The 1,119-nt window shown below is 40.8% G+C and carries 1 protein-coding gene and 1 pseudogene; both read left to right on the top strand.

Translation table 11 applies throughout. From position 1 onward, the window contains the following. Positions 1–520 precede the first annotated feature (520 nt). A pseudogene (locus B9G53_RS28890) lies at positions 521–628 on the top strand (AAA family ATPase); the annotation flags it as partial. 183 nt (positions 629–811) lie between these two features. After that, positions 812–976: a hypothetical protein gene (locus tag B9G53_RS28245; protein WP_254923487.1), complete on the top strand. Its 165-nt coding sequence runs from the start codon at positions 812–814 to the stop codon at positions 974–976. Positions 977–1,119: the final 143 nt, after the last annotated feature.

Consider the following 1,119-nt stretch of genomic DNA (forward strand, 5'->3'; position numbering starts at 1 on the left):
TAGCAATACACGAAAGTTGCCACGATTATCATCACATGAGCAAAAGCGTAAGCTAAGAATATCGGGAGCCGTATGCGATGAAAATCGCACGTACGGATCTAACAGAGAGGGGCTAGGGATAATACCCTACCTCGACTCAACCTAATTCTGAGCTTTTCGCAAATCTAGTCTCAGTCTCTTTCAGCGCATTTGACGATTTTACACCTCTGCGTGAGAATAATGATAAGACCGATGGTATTAAATATTCATATATTGGTCTAAAGCCATTTCGCAGCATTGACGAAGATAATATCCATCTTCCAAAAACTACTCAAGAGTTAACACAGGAGTTTGTAAATAGTGTCAATGCCTGTAGGAGAAGGGATAGAGCTAGCCGATGGAAAAAATCTGTAGAAATGCTTGAATCAGATCCAGTCTTTAAAGAAGCATCTATTACATCACTTTCTAACAACAGCGATAAGGAGAAAGCATATCAGATTTTGAGAAACTTAGTTCAGGTCACAAAGTTGTACTCTTAACAATTACTCGTCTAGTTGAAACTGTTGAAGAGCGTACATTAGTCTTACTAGATGAACCAGAGGCACATCTTCATCCTCCCCTACTCTCCGCTTTTGTAAGAACGCTCTCTGAGCTTTTAGTCTATCGTAATGGCGTTGCAATTATAGCCACGCACTCGCCTGTCATACTTCAGGAAATTCCTAAAAGTTGTGTCTGGAAGTTACGTCGTAATGGCTCGGAAGCTATAGCTGAAAGACCTGAAACAGAAACTTTTGGAGAAAATGTTGGCACTTTAACTCGTGAAGTATTTGGATTGGAAGTAACACAATCTGGATTTCATAAATTGCTTCAGGATGCTGTGAATCAGAATAAAAGCTTTAAGCAGACTATGCAAATGTTTGACAATGAACTTGGTTCTGAAGCTCGTGCTATCTTACGCGCCCTCATCGTAGAACGTGATTCTGAAGAGGAAATGTAAGGCGCTCATCTAGGTAAATAGGTGGAAGGAGGGAAAAGAAGCCGACGCAGGAAGTCAAAATCAATCCAACGTAGATTGTATGCCCACTCGAACATGGCTACATACAGATACAAATACTTCTTGTGAATACCGCGAAAGGGACG

It is taken from the genome of Pseudanabaena sp. SR411, from assembly GCF_002251945.1.
Lineage (GTDB): Bacteria > Cyanobacteriota > Cyanobacteriia > Pseudanabaenales > Pseudanabaenaceae > Pseudanabaena.